Source organism: Pseudodesulfovibrio nedwellii (genome assembly GCF_027923765.1).
Taxonomy (GTDB): Bacteria; Desulfobacterota; Desulfovibrionia; order Desulfovibrionales; family Desulfovibrionaceae; genus Pseudodesulfovibrio; species Pseudodesulfovibrio nedwellii.
Window position 1 is genome coordinate 933,620 of sequence record NZ_AP026709.1, and the last position, 18,835, is coordinate 952,454.

Sequence of the window (18,835 nt, forward strand, 5' to 3'; positions counted from 1 at the left end):
TGATGCAAGCTTAGCGCTTTTCAGCCAAGGAAGTTTCACCTGCGACGACCTTCTGACCGACGCTGACAGTTGGTACATAGCCATCCGGCATGTAAAGGTCAACTCTTGATCCAAACTTGATCAAACCATACCGTTCACCGCGCTTAAGCTTATCACCGGGCTCAGCCCAGCAGACAATGCGTCGGGCAATGAGACCAGCAATTTGCACCATGGTGAACCGTTGATTACCCTTGCCGGTAATAACCACGACGTTACGTTCGTTGTCTTTGCTTGCTTTGTCAAAGGAAGCATTAAAAAACTTGCCGGGAATGTAACGAATGACTTCAACCTTGCCACTGACCGGCATACGGTTCACATGCACATTAAATACATTCATGAAGATGGCAATAACCTGACGTTCTTCGCCAGAAACCGGATCGGTTTCACGCGTAACCTTGATAACCTTGCCATCTGCTGGTGAACACACAGCCTCGGCATTCTCTGGGCCAACCCGTTCTGGATCGCGAAAGAAATGGCCGATAAAACAAGTCAGGCCAAGCCCAATGATAGCCATGGGCCAACAATCTATTAAAGCAAATATCAAAGTGGTAAACGCAGAAATGATAATATAAGGCAGCCCTTCAAGAGCGACGCCGACAGAAGGTTTCAACATGATATGTCATGCTCCTTTGCGTGTTTTTTCCAATTCTTATCTGCCACACAGGCAAACCGCAAGGTTTGTTTTTACAATATTACCACCAAAACGTATATACTGTATATGGTATATCACTTATATATAACGCCGCAAAGGGCCGCTCCATGACATGGTTCCTACTCTCCATGGCTGCCGCCTTTCTGATGGCCTCGAATTCGGCTTATATGAAACGCTTCTTCTCAGACGTTTCACCATGGGAGATGAGTATCATCCCATTTTTCTACATTATACCTTTATGTGCCACAGGCATGCTGTTCATCGACATACCAGAGATCGGCCCTGGATTTCTTCCCGCCCTAGTCTGGGTCCTCCCAGTGCTCATGGTCGCCATCGTCCTGCATTTCAGGGCCATTCACATGTCGCCGCTTTCTCTCACCCTGCCCTTCCTGAGCTTCACGCCAGTCTTTGTCCTGTTCACCGGCGACATCATACTGGATGAGAAACTCAGTACGTTTGGCGTAACCGGCATGCTCCTCGTGGTCGCAGGTGGTTACGTCCTAAACCTCGACAGTGCAAGAAAGGACCTGTTTGGCCCCATCAAAGCAATTTATCAAGAACCGGGATCAGCCATAATGCTCGTAGTTGCAGCCTTATACGGATTAAGTTCCGTCGGCGGTAAAGTCTTGATTCTCAACTCCTCCCCCATGTTCACGGGTATGGTCCTGTTTGGACTATATGGCATTCTGCTTACCACAATTCTTGTTGCCATCGGCAAAGCATCATTCAGGGTAATTCTCCGCAAACCCCTTCTGGGCATGGGGACTGGATTAATCGTATTTGCGGAAATCATATGCCACAATCTGGCCATGTCCATGATAGCCGCAGCCTATATGATCACCATCAAACGCATGGCCGGAATTTTTTCGGTCATTTATGGTTGGATATTATTCAAGGAGCGCGGCATTCGTTACAGATTTGCAGGCACAACAATAATGACCATCGGGGCCGCCATTATCGCGCTGTATGGTTGAAAATATCAAAACCGCCGCCGATTAAACAAAAAAACAAGACCGCAAGAACAATCCAAGCGGCCTTGTTGTACTTAATTCGATGATTAGAACTTTTCAAAACCCCCGTCGTCATTATCCATAGATATGACCACACCGGATGAAATCACAGGTGAATCAATCCGGGACGAAGAAAAGGCCTGAGGCAGTTGGCGTGGAGTAGAAGTTGTTGCGGAATTGTACTGCCCCACATTGCCCGTATTAAAGAAACTCATAACATTCTGCAGTTGCTCACTATGGCTGTTGAGCTGCTCACTGGTAGAAGAAAGTTCCTCTGCTGCAGCCGCTGTCTGTTGAATATTTGAATCCAGCATGGATACGGCTCCGTTAATCTGACTGGCGTTTTCATTTTGATCAATACTGGCAGAGGCTATTTCCTGGACCAATTCTGCTGTTTTCTGAATATCCGGGACAAGCCTTTTCAACATTTCTCCGGCTTTATCCGCAACGGAGACACTCGACGTAGAGAGCTCACTGATCTCAGCTGCGGCTTGCCCACTTCTCTCGGCAAGCTTGCGTACTTCTGCAGCCACAACAGCAAACCCCTTGCCATGCTCACCAGCTCGTGCGGCTTCAATCGCAGCATTCAATGCCAGCAAATTGGTCTGTCGCGCAATTTCTTCAACGATAGAAATCTTTTCTGCGATATTAGTCATCGCGACCATAGCCTCAGAAACAGCATCACCACTTACCTGAGCATCAGAAGACGCCTTACGGGCAATGTTCTCAGTTCGTTGAGCATTGTTGGTATTTTGAGATATATTATTGGCCATTTCTTCCATTGACGATGAGATCTCTTCAATTCCAGCGGCCTGATCATTGGCATTGTCAGACAAACTCCCCGCAGCTGAAGACAACTCCTGACTCCCTGTAGCCACTTGTACAGATCCTTCCTGTACACTGAAAAAAACCTCACGAAGTTTGTCACTCATAGATTCCATTGAATGGCAAAGTTGGCCAATCTCATCTTTTTGATCGACACTGATGGAAGTCGTCAAATCGCCGCATTCGATAGCCTTGCTCAACTGAAGGGCTTGTCCCAAAGGACCTGTGATACCACGAGCAATAAGCCATGTGGCAGCCATACCAATAAGAATGGCGATGCAAACAACAATAACGATCAGAGTCACAGCTCGTTCATTTGCTGCTTGAACCTTTGGTCCAAGTTCATCCTGATCCTTTTTGACAGAAAGTTTCACTTCTTCAATATTTTGGGCAATACTGGGACCGAGACGATCAAGAGTACCGGTTATAATTTGGTTATTACGGTCAAAAACAATTTCAACAACCCGATCAAAAGTTGAAAAATAGAGCGCCTTGGCTTCCTGAACCAACTGAAGTGAATTACGAAGTTCAGGATTTTGCAATTCCTTAGTCAAGATCTCAATGTATTCATCCATTTTGCCCCCTTCGCTTCGCACACGATCAAGGTAAGCCCTATCGTTAGAGGCAAAAAACTTGGCCTGATAAAGACGGGCCAACATGAGATGCTTGATACAAACAGCCGTATTAAAGGCCGCCAACGTATCGTTATCACGATTGGTAACATTTAAAATACTTGTCAACGTCTTCTCCATAAAAGGTCCTTGAACGTCCAAAGTATTCGTTACAAGATTATTCCGCTCGGACTGCATCCTGACCAACTGAGTAAAACCCGCATTATACTCGGTGACCTCTCTATCAATTTTCGCAACAAGTTCAGCGCGCTCTGGTTGCTGAATCTCATTCTTCACTTCATCCATGAGTTTCTGAATAATCTGCCAATATTCTTCATATTGCTGTTTGTCGCTATCGCTATTTGTAATGATGAAATCTTTAACGTTCATGCGTACCATCAACATATTGGCCTGCACTTGTCCGGACAAATTCGTATCACGAGCCAAACCGCGGTACGCTGTAAACCCATCTAAACCATTGGACATCGCAAAATAGCCAATGCCGCCGACCAACAGCATTAATATCAAGACTCCACCAAACCCAAAAGCAAGTTTAAAATTCACAGAAAGATTCTTTAACACCCCGTCTCCTTGGATAATTTTAATTTAACCACACCATTTCTGACACCAGCCCCATCTGCCATATTTCAGACTATAGCAGGAGATAATAGCAATAGTGACTATTATTAAAAAGTTGTGATTTATAAAAGAGAACTGAAGCTGTCAACATATATAACAAATTGATATTTTGGATTTAAAAGGAGTCATCCAATAAACACGACCAAAAAATAAGCATAGGAAAAACGAAACTCCCCTCCCAAGCAAAAAATGCTTGAAAATGGGGAGAAAAAGACATCTCACGCCTGAACAACGTGATATAGTGTATGAAGGTAAAAGAAATATCCCAAATCAGGACCAAACAGCTATTTAAAAACTCTTATTACATGGTCTTTATCTCACGTAACCGATCGGGAAAAAGCTCATCATGGGTTGCTCAAACATTCATCAAAATAAACCGATTCATAGTTAATAAATCTGCACCACTATCAGGTTAAAAATTGATAAAAATCCTGTCCCAATTTATGCATAGGCAGCAATTTTCCTTCAAAAATAAGACCTTGAGGAACAAATTTCTCATTCATGAATTCCTGCGGCGGCTGAAATCTATTTTCCTTGGCGAGAATCACTGAAGCATGGGCCATGGCACTATATGCAATCAACCCTTCCGGGAAAAAGACCGCCGAGTCTAAATTGTTTCCCACAGCATTAAAAAAGGCCTGATACTTTCTGAAGCAATTTTCCGCGGACAAAGATTGCTGAATGCCGGCCAATACTTCATTGGCTACATAGCTTATATTTCGCCCTTGAACGACACCATATGCTCCTTCCCGAGTCGGGTCCGCCAACATGACACTCCCTGCCCCCAAAGAATGAACAAGATCGTGTGTCCTTTCGCCAGACACAGGGTCGGTCTGGTAGCCCAAGGTTTGAATATCAGCAAAACCATTACGCCGAGCCTGAATCTGTAAGGCAAGTAACATGATGCCAGTCCCGGCCCCCAGATCCACGCCAACAAATGGCCCTCCACCGCACTGAGGTGCATCAGTCTGTGTGAGGACCCCACGCATCACATGAGCTGCACGCGGAGCGTCCGCTAACACACGCAAGACCGACGACCACATACGCAATCGATTCATGGTCTCGATATCGTCCGAAGGTTCATTCATGGACTGATGTCGAGAGAATTGCTCATACAGTCCTGCGACTTCACCATACGGAACAGGCTCGTCATAGGCATCGTGTACATAAGAAAAGAAATATTTCACCGCCACATTAAGAAGACGGGCATTCGTAACAGTCTCAGAAGGGTCGCAGAGGCGTTCTACATCCTGCGCCAAACTCTTTGTCGAATAAAAACCTGGATCAATGCCAGCTTCCGGCTCATTGATAGCAGCCGTAAAATTTCTGGCCTGGATTCCTGCCGAAGCCAAGGGAGAACCGATCAGTCCCATGCAGTCGTCATGTCTGCGCTCGTATGTATTTTCTATCTTATTCATAATATCAGGACGGTGTTCTCGGTTGGGAAATTGTTGCCGCCGCGATCATAAATGCACGGACCATACCGAGAACCGCCAAAAGCGGACAGAAAAATGATATTCTTAAAAAGACATAAAACAGCAGACTCAAATAGGCGGGTAACAACTCACAAAATGCCTAAAAACGAAAAAAGCCGACCTCAATGAGGTCGGCTGGATTCTCTGGAGCGGGAAACGAGATTTGAACTCGCGACTTCAACCTTGGCAAGGTTGCACTCTACCACTGAGTTATTCCCGCGTTTGAAGCGAGGGACTGTTTACCTACAGCCCACTGGGATGTCAACAAAAACTTCTAAAAAAACAAAAAGTCTTCAAGAGAAAAGCCGATCTCAATGAGACCGGCTGAATTCTCTGGAGCGGGAAACGAGATTTGAACTCGCGACTTCAACCTTGGCAAGGTTGCACTCTACCACTGAGTTATTCCCGCGACTTGGAGGCGACATCCGGATTTGAACCGGAGAATGGAGGTTTTGCAGACCTCTGCCTTACCACTTGGCTATGTCGCCGAATTTTGGAGCGGGAAACGAGATTTGAACTCGCGACTTCAACCTTGGCAAGGTTGCACTCTACCACTGAGTTATTCCCGCTCTCAAAAGCGAGTCACTGTTTACCCACGCACCTTCTGGGTGTCAAGCGGATTTTTTCATTTTTTGCAATTTTCTAGACTTTTAGAACCTCTTGTAATTTTTCAACTAATGGAAAGACTTTACTTTTAGTAACTTTTCGGTATACCAACGCGCTTTGATTCAGTAGAAGAAGGTTTACACCCTTAACTCCTCAACCACTGTATAAAACTCTGAGGGGAGGTAGCTATGGAAGCGAAAGATCTGCAATACTTCAGGGAGACCCTGACCGGGATGCTCGATGATATTCTCAAGAAAAGTGAGGAAACCATCGAAGACATGACAGAATCCGGCGAAGTTTATGCTGACCCGGCAGACCGGGCAACCGCGGAATCCGACCGCGCGTTCACTCTTCGACTGCGAGACCGCGAGCGCAAGCTGATCAAAAAGATCCAGCAAGCAGCGGACCGCATTGAAGACGGCGAGTTCGGAATCTGCCAGGAATGTGGCGATGACATCTCCATTCCCCGTCTCAAGGCCAGGCCTATGACCACGCTCTGCATCAACTGCAAGAGCAAACAAGAAGAAGACGAGGCCGTTCGCGGCGACTAGCCGTCAACACCCGTCAAATCGACGTCGCCAGACATGGAAGCCAATTTCTTCCGATTCCTCGGAGAAGAACTTGCGTCTTCGCTGGTTGGCCGCCGCATTGACAAAGTCTTTGGACCGGCTCCTGGAATCTGGACAATCAAAATCCAGAACACCGGCGATCCTCTTCATCTGATCTACAGGCCCGCCAAATCGGCGGGCCATTTATTTCTATCGACCATCAAACCGGCCAATCCCCAAGATGCTCCGACTATGGCCATGTGGTTTCGAAAACGCCTGCGAGGACGGAAAATAGTATCCGTACACACAGCCTGGCCCCGCCTTCAACTGGCACTGCTTCTCACACCCCGCGACGAACCAGGATCAGGAAACTATCTTCTCATCGATTGCCGGACTGGGATGAAATTAGTCGACACTCTGGAGCATGAGTTTGATCTTCAACCTGAATGGCCTGCTCTGGAAGATGTCTTGACCGAAACTGACATCTGGCGTGAGTATCCCCATATTTCGCCACGTCTGCGCAAAGCCCTCAACTCCCTCCCCGAAGACCAAGCCCATGCGCTCTATTTTGGCGTAGCAACAGGCAGCACCGAATCATTCTATTTACCTAAGGCCAAAGACGGTTGGTCCCCACCACTTGCGTGGTCTTCCGTCACGGAAGAAGAAGTCTTCCCTTCTGCCTTAGATGCCGCAAACGCTTATGGCGAACGAACGCTTTTCCCCATGATGGAAATGGAAGAAGACAAGCCTCAACAAACTCTGGTCAAACGGGCCAAGAAAAAGCTCCGTCGCAATTTGGCTAGGCTGGGTGAAGAAAAAGCCCGACTTGAAACCTTGGCACAAGAACAAATCAAAGCCGAAGCATTGCAGGCTGAACTTTACCGCTTCAAAAATGCTCAAGGGTTGGAAGAAATTGAAGTAACGCACCCTGTGTACGGAACCATGACTGTTCCGCTCAATCCGTTTCTTTCACCGACAGAGAACATGGCAAAGTATTTCAAACTTGCTGCCAAGGCACAGCGAGGCTTTCCTCATCTCAAACGCCGACGCAAGGAACTCATGCGTCAATTGCAAGAGGCGGAAGACGGTACTCTTGAAATTCACCCAGCTATTCAGGCCAGCCAATCCATCAAACAAGATGGCCCTTCAGCCCTGCCGAAACGGTATCGTGATTTGGCAGTAGCTCTATTCCGATCCTCAGATGGCTTCACCATCCTTCGCGGCAAAAACAAGAAAGCCAATCATGATATGCTCAGTAAAGCAGCCAGCCCATTCGACTATTGGTTCCACATTCAGGATGGCCCCAGCTCCCACGTTATCCTTAAACGAAACCATCCCGGACAAAATGTGCCGGAAACCACATTGAACGAAGCTGCCATCCTGTGCGGACTGAAAAGCTACCGCAAAGACGATGGCAAAGCTGACGTCATGTACGCACTGGTCAAAGATGTACGTAAAGTCAAAGGTTTTAACATCGGTCAAGTTGCCGTGGACAAAAAGATTGGTACTCTCCGCGTAGAACTTGACCACTCTCTCGAAAAATCTCTCGGTTAATCTTCTTTCTCCCTCCCGGCACATAAATGCCGTTATTATTGAAAGCCTCCCACTAGACAGTGTTGAAAACGCCGTGCACAGTGCAAGAATACCAAATTCTCCTTTTTCATGAAGATGACAAACTTTCATTCTTAAAACACGCTGATGCACCAACAAATAACACATGGAGGCAGACATGGAGATGGCCCAATTCGAAAAATGGGACACGTATCTCGTCCACGAACACGAACTGATCGAACGAGCCATGGCTGTGCTCAAAAAAAACCTCGAAGGGCTTGAATCCGGACAATACGACGCCACACAGCTGACCCGTGCCTTAGATTTTCTTCTTGAATTCGGCGACAAAGTTCATAACAAAAAAGAAGAAGATCATCTCTTCCCGCTCATGAACCAACTTGGCATTCCCATTGAAGGTGGACCGCTCGGCGTTATGCTCATGGAGCACGAAGCTGAACGAGAATTGCTTGCCCGCATGATGCTCGACATTCCCAAGCTGGAAGGTTTCCCTATAGAAAATCTCAGTAAATTCAAACAAGAAGGCATGGAATACCTCCGTATCCGGGCAGAACACATCTGGAAGGAAAACGATGTACTCTATGCCATGGGTAGACAGATCATCCCAGCGGATGCAACAGCAACGCTGGTAGACGACTTCAACGCCATTGATCAGAATGCATACGGTGCCTCTGCCAAGAAAAACTACCTGTCCATGGTTGAAGAGATGGAAAGCGCAGACAACGTCCGTACCAGACTAGTAGAAAATCTGACCACAGAACAACTTCATGGCATTCTGGAAACACTGCCCTTTGAGGTTACTTTTGTGGATGCCGAAGACACTGTGGCTTACTTTAACAAACTCGATAAACCAAAAGTTTTTGCTCGAACCCGATCCGTGGTTGGCCGCAAAGTTCAAAAATGTCATCCCCAAAAATCAGTGGATACCGTCCAGCAAATCGTTGAAGGCTTCAAAAACAAAACTCACGACAAAGCGGAATTCTGGATCGACATGGGCGACGAAACCATCATGATTCGTTATTTCCCTGTCTTTGACGACAAAGACGAATACCTTGGCATCTGCGAAGTCACTCAGGAAGTTGGCTGGATTAGACGGCTCGAAGGCGAGCAGCGCTTACTCGACTGGTAATTAATCAATGAATGAAATAAAAAAGGGGCATGTTTAACCATACCCCTTTTTTGTGACCAAATCGCTGTCTCCCCAGACAGTTATACGATCCGGTTGAATTTCGTTTGACCCAGCATATTTAAAGCCAATTGCTTTTCGGAGTTCAATCTGCTGACAACGGATTCCTGCACCCGTTTGGTTGAAGATCCGAACTGTCCTTTCCGGCTGTCATACACCCCCTCAATGAGGGAAGCATTGAAATTAACTTTCTGTCCGCCTTTCACAAAACGGTCGATGACCTTATTAAAAATTTTAGCAGCCCCGGTCGGACCATGTTGAACCGATGTGGACCACAACACCTCGCGTAAAGCCGGTGGAGCGTTATCAAAATCAAGACCAGTCTGTCGCAAAATCATATTTCGTGCCGGCTGATACGTTTCTGCGGCAATAAAATCGTGTTGCATTTTCTCAAAGCGTACTGGCGATTCTGCGGCTATAGCTCGCCACTCTAGTGGCATACCGCCCTCCTTGGACCCGGTATTTGCTGGACCAGCCTCTCGTAACCGCTCACCAAGATCAGGAGCGGTCTTATCAAGGTAGGACAAAAATCGATCCATTGTGCCGGGCTTTGAAGCAATTTGATACTTTCCATATGAAGTCCCGCCGACACGATCATAGCCGATAGCAGACACACCATTTCGACCAGATTCAAACTGCGCCGACAATTCACCGGGAACATGAACTGGAGATTTCAAAACATCGCTTTTTGAAGGACGTCCAACGCTGGGACTTGAATCCGACACAACTTTGCGCTGCGGAAGAGCAGCCTCATCACGCATGAGTCGCGTAATGGTTGCCAAGGCCTCCAGCATTGATGAATCATTGATCATGGAGACGTCAAACGAACCAGAGGAACTCCCCTCCCCATATGAATCAGACCCTTCTCCAAAAAGACTTTGCGCCATGGTCATCTGGGAATCTAAAGCTGTCTGAAACTGCTTATTACGCACCCCATCGGTCACCCCGGATTGCATCCCGTTGCGAACCTGCCCACTAACCAAAGCGGCATAATCGTTGATCTTGCCAAAAGACATGCAGAACTCCTGCGTCAAAGTTTTGGCCTGTATACAGACCTCCGCAAGGAGAAAAGCAAAGGGTGTGCCGATTAAGACAACCCTCTATAATTAAAAAGATATTTACACATCTGAAAACAACGCGTCAAAAGATCTGTCGTTTTTCATGAATTCAACAAGACGACGTTGCCCAGCAGGAAAAGCATAGGATTCCAATTCAGCAGGAAGCATAAATCCGCCCTCAGCAGCTTCATTGAACACAGGCTCGGACGGCTCTTCGGCAAATCGACAGAGAAAACAATGCATGGTCACATGATAGCGAGTATAATTATAAACAATGGTGATAATTTTTTCCACCGGATCAATCGCCAGCTCGACCTCTTCCATATACTCACGTATAATAGCTTGTTCGGGAGTTTCCCCGTCTTCAATCCCTCCACCCGGAAATTCCCACAGGCCAGGCCAAACATCATCGGCCTTACGCTTCTGGATAAGAAGCCTCCCTTCATGCACCAACACACCGGTCGCCATATTAATACGCATGATCTTTTTGGGTGCGGGCAAGACTGGACGTTGCAACACGGTTCCTGCGCCATAAGATTTACAATACACCAGAACCGGACATTGCTCACAATCAGGATTCTTGATGCAAACCAGCGCACCCAATTCCATTATGGCCTGATTAAAATCACCGGCTCTATCAGTCGGAATAAGTGTACGTACCTGCTTTTCAACGCGAGAACGCCCTTTGGCGCCACGAACCGATTCTTCCATGTTAAGCAACCGGGCAAAAACACGAAGCACATTGGCGTCAACAGCAGGCTCTGGTTGTCCAAAAGCTATGCTGGTAATGGCACCGGCTGTGTACTCTCCAATACCGGGTAAACCACGAATGTCCGCATAATCTGTCGGAAATTCTCCACCATGGCCCTGAACAATAACGATTGCCGCCTTGAGCATGTTGCGCGCCCGTGAATAGTACCCCAGCCCTTCCCAATGTTTAAGGACATCCTCTTCGTGAGCACAGGCCAAAGAATTCACATCAGGGAATCGTTTCATCCACCGGTCATAATACCCAACTACACGGTCAATCTGTGTCTGCTGGGCCATAATTTCAGAGACCCAAACAGCATATGGCTCTGGAGTTTTACGCCACGGCAATTCTCGGCGATTGGCATCATACCACTCAAGTAAATGTCGGGAAAATTCAGCTTCGATCATGATGAGGCAGGGTGTACCCGCTCAGGGAAGGATTTGCAACACGGCCATAGAACACGCCTGTAAAAGACTACTGTCGAATCAATAACGCTTGCGAGATCGCTGACGATACTCTTCATCCATCTTATCAAAAAGTTCGCGTTTTTTCTTATCAAAAGTCACAGCACTTTTCACGGCAGCAAAAGCCACACACAGAATACTCAAAATAATGATAATCCCTTTGGATATTTCCCACCGCTTACTTTCATCGTTAAACAAATCGACAAAATAGTTCCCCTGAATATCTCTGGTAAAATAGATAAGCGAAGGGATGCCGACAAGCAACAAACCAAGACCAATAAGCTCCAACCATATGAAATTTCGACCCAACATCAAAACAAAAAGCGTTGAATCACGAATGATACGCAAAGTAACAAGCCGCCTCTGAAGGCTATCAATATGATCTTCAATTTGCTCTACGAATTTTAACGACTTCCTAAAATTCTCCGCCTCATTCAAATGTTGCGTGCTAATCCAATTGATTTTATCCACGCAAGCATTGAATTCCTTGTTAAATTCCAAAAGCAATTTAGGGAATGGAAACCAGGCTGCTTCCTTCTGAATTTGTCGTACTCGTTCCGAAAGATATTCCAGATTGGAATTGACACGTTTAATTTCACGTTTGACTTCGATATCAAGGGCAGCCTCGAATTTATCTGTCCCCCGTAAAAGCAATTGGTACGCTACAAAATTATTTGTCTTTCCGAGCAATTTCAACCGTTCCAATTCTTCATTGGCTGTTTCTGAATACTCATGTTCCTGATTGAAACGTTTGGTAATATCAGTTGAAAGATCATTCACCTTGATACGGACGGACTCCACAGACTCTTCAGCCTGCGTCCACTGCTCCCACAAGGCATTCATAAGCTGTACCCGTCCCCGATCAAGTTCAGGATCAACCAGAATACGGTTGAAAATATTAGGATCACGTCCAATAAGATCAAAAAACAAGTCCATTGCCTGACCTGTGAATCCCATCTTCACCATGCAAACGGCTTGTCTGTATGATGGTTCCAACCACGTCGGAGATTGCGAATTGGCATGCTTGTAAAGATTGATGGCATCCTTGAGATTCCCCTCAACTTCCAAGAGTCTTCCTTGAAGATAAGCCATACACCCTTGCTGCAAAGACGTGTAGCTCAAACGTTCGGCTTCCTGCCAATGGAACAACGCTTGGTTAAAATCTCCCTTCTCCATATACCAGAACCCCCATAGGGAATGTGGCTGGTAATTTCGAGGTGACGCTGATTGCGCCTCCTTGATAAGGTATTCTGCTTTTTCCAGTTCTCCATCTTCAACAGCTTGGATGGCGTCCCAAACAAATTCGCCTTCTTCCGGTGCCAATTGCTTAAACCCGTCCGCCCAATCCTTACCCCGACTTCGCCAGACAAATCTCAGCGTTCGAAGCTGACTTGAAGCATTAATTTCAAAAACAGCGCGGGCCATAATGCTTTTTAAATCATTCTTGGCGTTCATCAATTGTGAAATGCTTACGGAAAAATTCTCCACATCCACGCCAGCATCGATTTCATCAAAGCCACTGGAAAAATCCTGAATATCCGTCTTAGCAAGCTGCCGCCATATTTGAGGTTGAGGTTTAGCAATTCCCTTTGACGGACAATCTCGAGGACTATGGTTTTTCAAACCACAATAAAAGCACTCGGTACCTTCCACCGCGACTAAAATATTGGGTAATGCCACCTGCATAGACCCATACCCAATGTCCTCACCTCCTTCCTTCAATGAAATAGTGCACCACGACTCAAGGGAAATTTGCTCGGTTCCATATCGGGCTTCATTCATACGGAACCATTCGGAAAGGAGAAAACCATCCATGAATCGAACATAAGGGAAATCCGGGGTCATCCGGTTCCAATCCAGACCAACCTTTTTGGGCAAATCTGCCGTAAAATGGTAAGGACCTTGCAACACCGCCGCCATAACAATTGGCCAATACCGTTTGGTATCATCTTCTTTAGTGGCCTTAATTAATCCAAGCAACTCAGTGCACAAAGTCCGAAGCAAACGGAAATTATCCAAGGGGAAAAAGAGTGCGCCTTCCTTGACGTCAGAAATATATTTAAGCCCCAATCTTTGGAGCAATTCAATGATCTCTCCAGAGAAATCACGCCAGCCAAGGATGCTTTCCTTGTCAGACATTTTGCCCAACGGTTTGACGATGAAGTACCACTTCCTCGTGGACTCATAATCAAGCCCCTGATCCGCCGTTATCTTGAGCCATTCCACATTAGCGAGCCCATCAATTCCACCGATGTTTTCGGTACTTAATCCCTGAACACCGTTAACTTTTTCCTTCAGCTTAGGATGAACCACCATCTCAAACTCGTCAGGGACATTAATCGTTTGCCGATCAAGTTCCACAGACAGGGAAACCGTATATTCAAGATCGTATCCGACCAGAAAGGTCAAAGGGACAAGCTGACAAAATACGGGAGTTGGATTGACACGCGTCCAAACTTGCAACCGCGCAACCGCACGAAACACCTCGTCGGAATTACAAAACCATAAAGCCTGATCGCCCTGCCGAGTGATACAAAGCGCCCCATACTCCTGAAAAGTATTGGGAATAGCATTGTGCAGATCACCCTTCCAGGCCACCCAGACTCCATAGCCCGAGGCCACCAATCTAGATTGGCTGACTTCAGGAAGAGTCTCTATGAGTTTGGCTATATCCGCCACGCGCTTACCTCACACCGTGAACAGGCGTCCATGATTTGAACCATAATCGTTCATATCGTTGCTAACATAATGTATTCAAGGGAAATTTCTTCCCATCACGCACTATGCAAAACAGATTCCAAACGCGATTGGCCTCATCACTTTTTCCTCTTTTTTCACACCCTTGCATATATATATCAACCTTTCGTTGCAAGGAAGACAGGGCCATGTCCCATTGTTCTGCGTCAAGTTTTCGACTTTGCAGGATTTTTATCAAAGCACGAATACGATAGAGATCAGCACACGGAACACAAATTGACAACTGATCAGGACGCCCGCCATGCTTGATGGTCAAATCTTCTCGCACCAACCCAACGGGATAGTACAGGCAGGCTCGAAGCCACATATCATAATCTTCACACGACGGCATATTCGTATCAAATGGCCCAATGTCACTCCACGCCCGTCCAGTAAACATTGTACAAGATGGACTTATTAAACACATTTCCAACGAGGCTTCAAAGAACCACCCTTCGGGCTTGGCGTACTTCTTGGGTTGATTAACGCGCTTTCCACCACGATACCATATTTCTTCTGTTTGACAGATGTCGTATCCGTGGTCCTCCATATAAGCAACTTGTGTAGCCAATTTGTTCGGCATCCATTCATCATCAGAGTCCAGTAAGGCCATTATTTCACCTTTGCAGGCCTCGATACCGGTATTACGCGCTCCCGATACCCCCTGATTATCCTGATACAGATAAACAAAACGAGGGTCATTATACTTAGAAAGAACGTCAACGGTCTCATCCGTGGAGCCGTCGTCAATAATAATGCACTCCCAATGACCATAGGTCTGAGCCAAAACTGATTCCAGAGCAGCCCCGATAAATCCGGCACGATTGTACGTGGGGAGAATAATAGATACGAGCCTATTTTCCATATATCGAATACCTTGCGTTCCCCGCCTTGAACTGTCATGTTGTGAATCCAACATTCCAACAGGCGATTTTTATGAAAATATTCCAAGTTATCAATGTCCGCTGGTTCAACGCTACCGCGTGGTATGCGATCACCCTGAGCCGTCTTCTAGCCGATGCAGGCCATGACGTTGTTGTCCTGACTCAAGCAGGAACCGCACCCGATAAAATAGCCCGCGACATGGGATTAAACACGATCCCGGTTGATCTGAATACAACAAATCCAATCCGCTTTGCTGCCGCCACAAAGCATATCATACAACTATTGCGCACGCACCGCCCTGAAATCGTAAATTGTCACAGAGGTGAAGGTTTTTTCCTCTGGGGTCTGCTCAAACTTATAGGTTTCAAATTCAAACTGGTCCGCACCCGAGGCGACCAACGTCCGCCCAGAAACGATGCTTTCAACCGCTGGCTTCACGCAACGGTTGCCGACAGTGTTGTTGTTACCAATCGCCATATGGCCGACTACTTTCTGGAAAAAATGAGCACTCCCGGCAAGGGTCTTTGGCTCATCCACGGCGGCGTAGACTCTGAAAAATTTCGTTTTGACCAGGAAGGCAGAAACCGTGTCCGCGAAGAGTTCGGATTCACTTCAAACCATACCGTGGTCGGCCTACTCGGTCGATTTGATCGGGTCAAGGGACACAAGGAAACAATCGCTGCAGTAGCCCGCTTGCGAGAACAAGGTCACGACTCAATCCGCCTATTCCTCATAGGTTTTGACACCGCCATGACCAGCTCTCAGATTCAAGAACATATCGACGAATATTCCATAGGCGACATTACTCGCATCAGTGGCAAAAGAGCCGATGTCGAGGCTTGCATCAGCGCACTTGATATCGGGGTGGTAGCATCACTCTGGTCTGAGGCCATTGCCCGATCAGCTCTGGAAGTCATGGCAGCAGGACGTCCTCTGGTATCCACAAATGTAGGTGTCATGCCCGACTTGGTCAGCCCCGCCATGCTAGTCAAACCAAACGACGTAGACGGCTTGGCACAGACCATTGGCTTGTTGATTGAACAATCCGAACTCCGTGAAGAGGTTCTGGAAGCCCAAAAAAGGACCATGTCACAACTGACTTTGGAAGAATTCCTGAAAAGGACACTCAACCTCTACCACAGTCTACTCGACGAGTAGTTAACAACAACATACGGCCTAGCCACCAAATAAGTCTTTTGTTTTACTGATTTTGTCAGCAACGGAAAGAATGGTCATAGCATAACTATCTGAATGGTTATACCTATACAGGACTTTGTGCTTACCTTCAGGTGACAGACTATTTTTCCAACCATGTTCAGCTATAAAATTTGCCATACTATGCAAAGCGTCACGCGTTTCAAACAAATCTACACGCCCATCGCCTGTACCGTCTCTGCCATAGTGCTCCGCACTAGTCGGCATAAACTGACACTGCCCAATAGCACCATACATTGAACTCGGAATGGAAAGCGGATTTTGATCATTTCCCTTGGCGTAAAGAAGTAGAGCTTTTAGTTCTGTATACGCCCAACTCGCCTTTTGCTCAGTTCGTTTAATCAACCATTTCATGATGTCATCTGAAACATCTGTCCGCGTTATACGTGATTTGATAAGTGAGAAATCCCGAGACAAAGCCATACTTGCCAAGATGGTAAAGGCATTACTGTCACCGACATTCATCCCGAGACGTGTTTCCACGAGCAAAAGCGCAGTCAACAACTCACCCGGCACACCATAGCGCTCCTCAATTACAGCAAATTCAGCTCTGTTTTCACGATAAAATGCATAGGCCCCGGCAATCAGGATAGGATTAAGATACCGAACCATGACCTCTGGTTGTTTGGGAGGCCCTGCCTTCTTAGTAGAAAGCTTTATGTTAAGTAATGAATTCATTTTTCGAGCCATAATCTTTGGTGAGAACTCCAGATCTGGACTGGAAAAAAGATAGGTCATATGGGCTTGATCAAAACCGTCATCAACCAACTGCTTAACCAACGGCTGCCAAAGTTCTTGCTCTTCTGCCACAGCGAGATTGAACATCGAACAAAAGAAAACGGCGGCCAACGCAACAACGAAGGCCGCACGTTTCATGCGAATAATATTCATGGAATCAGATTCGATCCATCGGGACAAAACCCATTTCCTCCTCGAAGTCCTCATCCATATCGGACACGAACTCCTTGAGATCATACGTTTCCCCACATTGAGGACATCGCAGGGTTACCTCTTGGCAGCCCCTGTAGGCAGTCAGGTCTAACCCGCACTGCTTGCATTCCATGCCATCAGCTCGCCAAGTGCGTTTTCGATGAACAAACACTCTATTTGGCGTCTTTCAGTCCGAGGTTCTTCTCACCCATGGCAACATACAAAGCAGAAACGGCTGTGCCGTAATCTGCCAATGCCTGAGAAAGTTGAGCCTCACTGGCTGTCAGTCTTTCCTGAGCATTCAACACATCGGTATTGGTACCAACCTGAGCCTGATACCGAGCCACCGCCATACGATAAGCTTCTTCAGCAGCAGTCACGGATTTCTTGGCCACAGTGATACGGTCGGCGGCTTCCTGAATGCTCAGCAAAGCCCGCTTGACTTCAAACCCTGCATTGAGGCGAGTATTTTCCAAGTCCGCTTCCAACTGCTTCACAGTCTGATCAAACTGCTTGGAGTTGTAGTAATCGGAACCCCATTCAAAAATCGACATGGACGCACTCACACCGGCAGTCCAGTATTCAGAGCCTTCATGAGTATAATCTCCACCGCCGTTCAAACCAGCAGCATCACCCCGGTTAACGTAATCCCAGGAGGCGTCAACAGACGGATAAAAACTACTTTCGGAGATAGTCACGTCCTTCTTGGCAATTTCAACACTTTTTTCACCGATCAACAGATCAGGACGGTGATCATATGCGCGAGTCAGGCATTCTTTGAGCGAGAGATTAAAAGGAACGTATTGAAGTTCGCCCACGTATTCCACATCCATTTCAATGGGAATATTCAACAAAGTATTCAGTTGGGCTTCTTGAGTAAAAACATTATTACGCGCTGTCAAAAGCCCCTGTTTGGAAGTCGCCAAATCAACTTCGGCGTCCAAGACTTCAGCTTTAGGCCTAAGACCTACATCATAAAAAGCGCTGATAACCTTAAGCTGTGATTCCAGTCGAGCCACGGAATCCTCCGCACTCTTCACATCCATCCGAGCCTTGAGCAAAGACAAAAATGTCGTCTGAACATTCTCAACAAGGGTCAACTCAACACTGGTCAAAGATGCCATCGTGGATTCTTCGGTCAACTGAGCTTTCTGCCAAGTAGCAAGTAAATTGAACCCCTTGAAAACTGGCTGCGTGACGTTGACACTGGCAACCCAATCAGATTGTTGTCCACTTGAAGTATAGCCGCGATCATAATGCTTATAACCATAAGTCGCACCAAGAGCCGGACCAAAATCACCCATGGCTGAACGGGTTCCAAACTTGGTACCTTGCAACTGAGCACGAATTGAAGTCATACTCGGATTCAGGTCCAAAGCGCGTTGCACACCGCGTTCCAAATCAAAAGGACCGGTAATTTCCGCAGTCTTTGATTCAGAACCCATGGCGGGATCAGCATCTTGGGCAAAAGCCAGACCAAAAAAGGCCAGTACAGCCACGAAAGTCAAAATAAAAAGAGAAAACCGGTTACGGCTCATAGTACGTTCCTGCTTGGTATCATATGAAGTTCAGTTGCATTAGCAACGATTAGCAATTCAACCTTGTACCAACTCTCTTCGGGAGTCGCAACCCCTAA

Annotated in this window: 15 protein-coding genes and 4 tRNA genes; 5 read left to right on the forward strand and 14 right to left on the reverse strand. The window is 46.7% G+C overall.

Annotated elements, in window-relative coordinates; all coding sequences use genetic code 11:
* Nucleotides 1-10: 10 nt before the first annotated feature.
* Complete coding sequence (locus SYK_RS04605; protein WP_281762430.1) at nucleotides 11-652, reverse strand: phosphatidylserine decarboxylase family protein; 642 nt, start codon at nucleotides 650-652, stop codon at nucleotides 11-13.
* A gap of 146 nt (nucleotides 653-798) precedes the next feature.
* On the opposite strand from SYK_RS04605, the gene SYK_RS04610 reads away from it, so the two are divergent.
* Nucleotides 799-1,665 carry a DMT family transporter gene (locus tag SYK_RS04610; RefSeq protein WP_281762431.1) on the forward strand — a complete coding sequence of 289 codons (867 nt, stop codon included), beginning with the start codon at nucleotides 799-801 and terminating at the stop codon, nucleotides 1,663-1,665.
* A gap of 83 nt (nucleotides 1,666-1,748) precedes the next feature.
* On the opposite strand, the gene SYK_RS04615 is transcribed toward SYK_RS04610, so the two are convergent.
* From SYK_RS04615 to SYK_RS04640, 6 genes are all read right to left on the reverse strand, one after another.
* Nucleotides 1,749-3,719: a HAMP domain-containing methyl-accepting chemotaxis protein gene (locus SYK_RS04615; protein WP_281762432.1), complete on the reverse strand. Its 1,971-nt coding sequence runs from the start codon at nucleotides 3,717-3,719 to the stop codon at nucleotides 1,749-1,751.
* A 464-nt stretch (nucleotides 3,720-4,183) separates the two neighbouring features.
* The gene (locus SYK_RS04620) at nucleotides 4,184-5,194 is read right to left on the reverse strand and encodes a hypothetical protein (protein ID WP_281762433.1); all 1,011 of its coding nucleotides are present in this window, start codon (nucleotides 5,192-5,194) and stop codon (nucleotides 4,184-4,186) included.
* Nucleotides 5,195-5,396: 202 nt separating this feature from the next.
* Nucleotides 5,397-5,471, reverse strand: a tRNA-Gly gene (locus SYK_RS04625).
* Nucleotides 5,472-5,585: 114 nt separating this feature from the next.
* A tRNA-Gly gene (locus SYK_RS04630) sits at nucleotides 5,586-5,660 on the reverse strand.
* Nucleotides 5,661-5,664: 4 nt separating this feature from the next.
* Nucleotides 5,665-5,739: transfer RNA gene (locus tag SYK_RS04635), tRNA-Cys, on the reverse strand.
* 6 nt (nucleotides 5,740-5,745) lie between these two features.
* Nucleotides 5,746-5,820, reverse strand: a tRNA-Gly gene (locus SYK_RS04640).
* Between the two features lie 225 nt (nucleotides 5,821-6,045).
* Between SYK_RS04640 and dksA the strand changes: the two genes are divergently transcribed.
* The 3 genes from dksA to SYK_RS04655 all read left to right on the forward strand — a co-directional run bounded on the left by dksA (nucleotide 6,046) and on the right by SYK_RS04655 (nucleotide 9,103).
* Nucleotides 6,046-6,408, forward strand: coding sequence for an RNA polymerase-binding protein DksA (dksA, locus tag SYK_RS04645; RefSeq protein WP_281762434.1), 363 nt, complete (start codon nucleotides 6,046-6,048; stop codon nucleotides 6,406-6,408).
* A 33-nt stretch (nucleotides 6,409-6,441) separates the two neighbouring features.
* Entirely contained in the window at nucleotides 6,442-7,959 is a 1,518-nt protein-coding gene (locus SYK_RS04650) for an NFACT RNA binding domain-containing protein (protein WP_281762435.1), read from the forward strand.
* A 175-nt stretch (nucleotides 7,960-8,134) separates the two neighbouring features.
* Nucleotides 8,135-9,103 carry a PAS domain-containing protein gene (locus SYK_RS04655; RefSeq protein ID WP_281762436.1) on the forward strand — a complete coding sequence of 323 codons (969 nt, stop codon included), beginning with the start codon at nucleotides 8,135-8,137 and terminating at the stop codon, nucleotides 9,101-9,103.
* Nucleotides 9,104-9,183: 80 nt separating this feature from the next.
* Here the strand turns inward: SYK_RS04655 and SYK_RS04660 are convergent, their stop codons facing one another.
* The 4 genes from SYK_RS04660 to SYK_RS04675 form a co-directional block, all read right to left on the reverse strand.
* The gene (locus SYK_RS04660) at nucleotides 9,184-10,176 is read right to left on the reverse strand and encodes a VgrG-related protein (protein ID WP_281762437.1); all 993 of its coding nucleotides are present in this window, start codon (nucleotides 10,174-10,176) and stop codon (nucleotides 9,184-9,186) included.
* A 102-nt stretch (nucleotides 10,177-10,278) separates the two neighbouring features.
* Nucleotides 10,279-11,376 (reverse strand): A/G-specific adenine glycosylase, encoded by a 1,098-nt coding sequence (gene mutY / locus SYK_RS04665; RefSeq protein WP_281762438.1) that lies wholly within the window; start codon nucleotides 11,374-11,376, stop codon nucleotides 10,279-10,281.
* A 78-nt stretch (nucleotides 11,377-11,454) separates the two neighbouring features.
* Nucleotides 11,455-14,112, reverse strand: coding sequence for a tetratricopeptide repeat protein (locus SYK_RS04670; protein WP_281762439.1), 2,658 nt, complete (start codon nucleotides 14,110-14,112; stop codon nucleotides 11,455-11,457).
* A 61-nt stretch (nucleotides 14,113-14,173) separates the two neighbouring features.
* Nucleotides 14,174-15,034, reverse strand: a complete 861-nt coding sequence (locus SYK_RS04675; protein WP_281762440.1) for a glycosyltransferase family 2 protein — start codon at nucleotides 15,032-15,034, stop codon at nucleotides 14,174-14,176.
* 71 nt (nucleotides 15,035-15,105) lie between these two features.
* On the opposite strand from SYK_RS04675, the gene SYK_RS04680 reads away from it, so the two are divergent.
* Nucleotides 15,106-16,212 (forward strand): glycosyltransferase family 4 protein, encoded by a 1,107-nt coding sequence (locus SYK_RS04680; protein WP_281762441.1) that lies wholly within the window; start codon nucleotides 15,106-15,108, stop codon nucleotides 16,210-16,212.
* 18 nt (nucleotides 16,213-16,230) lie between these two features.
* Here the strand turns inward: SYK_RS04680 and SYK_RS04685 are convergent, their stop codons facing one another.
* The 3 genes from SYK_RS04685 to SYK_RS04695 are packed head-to-tail and all read right to left on the reverse strand — an operon-like array spanning nucleotide 16,231 to nucleotide 18,737.
* On the reverse strand, nucleotides 16,231-17,160 hold the full coding sequence (locus tag SYK_RS04685) for a lytic murein transglycosylase (RefSeq protein WP_281762442.1): 930 nt from the start codon (nucleotides 17,158-17,160) through the stop codon (nucleotides 16,231-16,233).
* A 4-nt stretch (nucleotides 17,161-17,164) separates the two neighbouring features.
* On the reverse strand, nucleotides 17,165-17,371 hold the full coding sequence (locus tag SYK_RS04690) for a dual CXXC motif small (seleno)protein (RefSeq protein WP_431194119.1): 207 nt from the start codon (nucleotides 17,369-17,371) through the stop codon (nucleotides 17,165-17,167).
* A gap of 1 nt (nucleotide 17,372) precedes the next feature.
* The gene (locus tag SYK_RS04695) at nucleotides 17,373-18,737 is read right to left on the reverse strand and encodes a TolC family protein (protein ID WP_281762443.1); all 1,365 of its coding nucleotides are present in this window, start codon (nucleotides 18,735-18,737) and stop codon (nucleotides 17,373-17,375) included.
* Between the last annotated feature and the right edge of the window lie 98 nt (nucleotides 18,738-18,835).

Excerpts from the sequence above, each read along its gene's own strand:
- SYK_RS04605 (WP_281762430.1), bottom strand. The coding sequence starts at position 652 with ATGTTGAAACCTTCTGTCGGCGTCGCTCTTGAAGGGCTGCCTTATATT.
- SYK_RS04610 (WP_281762431.1), top strand. The coding sequence starts at position 799 with ATGACATGGTTCCTACTCTCCATGGCTGCCGCCTTTCTGATGGCCTCG.
- SYK_RS04620 (WP_281762433.1), bottom strand. The coding sequence starts at position 5,194 with ATGAATAAGATAGAAAATACATACGAGCGCAGACATGACGACTGCATG.
- dksA (WP_281762434.1), top strand. The coding sequence starts at position 6,046 with ATGGAAGCGAAAGATCTGCAATACTTCAGGGAGACCCTGACCGGGATG.
- SYK_RS04650 (WP_281762435.1), top strand. The coding sequence starts at position 6,442 with ATGGAAGCCAATTTCTTCCGATTCCTCGGAGAAGAACTTGCGTCTTCG.
- SYK_RS04655 (WP_281762436.1), top strand. The coding sequence starts at position 8,135 with ATGGAGATGGCCCAATTCGAAAAATGGGACACGTATCTCGTCCACGAA.
- SYK_RS04660 (WP_281762437.1), bottom strand. The coding sequence starts at position 10,176 with ATGTCTTTTGGCAAGATCAACGATTATGCCGCTTTGGTTAGTGGGCAG.
- mutY (WP_281762438.1), bottom strand. The coding sequence starts at position 11,376 with ATGATCGAAGCTGAATTTTCCCGACATTTACTTGAGTGGTATGATGCC.
- SYK_RS04675 (WP_281762440.1), bottom strand. The coding sequence starts at position 15,034 with ATGGAAAATAGGCTCGTATCTATTATTCTCCCCACGTACAATCGTGCC.
- SYK_RS04680 (WP_281762441.1), top strand. The coding sequence starts at position 15,106 with ATGAAAATATTCCAAGTTATCAATGTCCGCTGGTTCAACGCTACCGCG.
- SYK_RS04685 (WP_281762442.1), bottom strand. The coding sequence starts at position 17,160 with ATGAATATTATTCGCATGAAACGTGCGGCCTTCGTTGTTGCGTTGGCC.
- SYK_RS04695 (WP_281762443.1), bottom strand. The coding sequence starts at position 18,737 with ATGAGCCGTAACCGGTTTTCTCTTTTTATTTTGACTTTCGTGGCTGTA.